Source organism: Mycolicibacterium sp. P4_G11 (assembly GCF_056555145.1).
Genome location: NZ_JBFUJW010000033.1, coordinates 1 through 403, shown reverse-complemented (window position 1 = coordinate 403; position 403 = coordinate 1). Strand labels below are relative to the sequence as shown.

Here is a 403-nt window from a genome sequence, read left to right as displayed (position 1 = left end):
TCGCACGCTCCGCCAAGACTGCCGCCCGCGAATCCAAGCGCGCACATCGGTGAAGAGTTGATCCCGGTCGCGCACTCGAGCGCGGCGACTAGGGCAGCAACCCCTGCCGCCCCTGATCCGCACCCGAGAGCACCAGCAGCAGCATCGTGGTGAGCGCCTCGTCCTCGAGCCCGGCGGCCGGGAAGGTGTAGCGCAGGATCACGTCGGCCAGCTTGCCGCGGGTGATCACGGTGATCGACCCGAACTGCATCATCGAGTTCTTCTCGGCAACCTTCTTGTGCAACGCGGGCTTCGCCGGGCGGTCCCAGGCCAGCACCGCGGTCACCGACAGCACGTCCAGGCCGGGCGAGAGGGTCACCGGGGGCAGCGTGCACAGCGCGCCGGCGTACTCGAAACCCAGCGA

Annotated in this window: 1 protein-coding gene; it reads right to left on the bottom strand. The window is 69.0% G+C overall.

Annotation, left to right across the window (positions count from 1 at the left end; all coding sequences use genetic code 11):
* Nucleotides 1–88: 88 nt before the first annotated feature.
* A partial coding sequence (locus AC1U2B_RS28620) for a hypothetical protein (protein WP_480219439.1) occupies nucleotides 89–403 on the bottom strand: 315 nt, incomplete at its 5' end.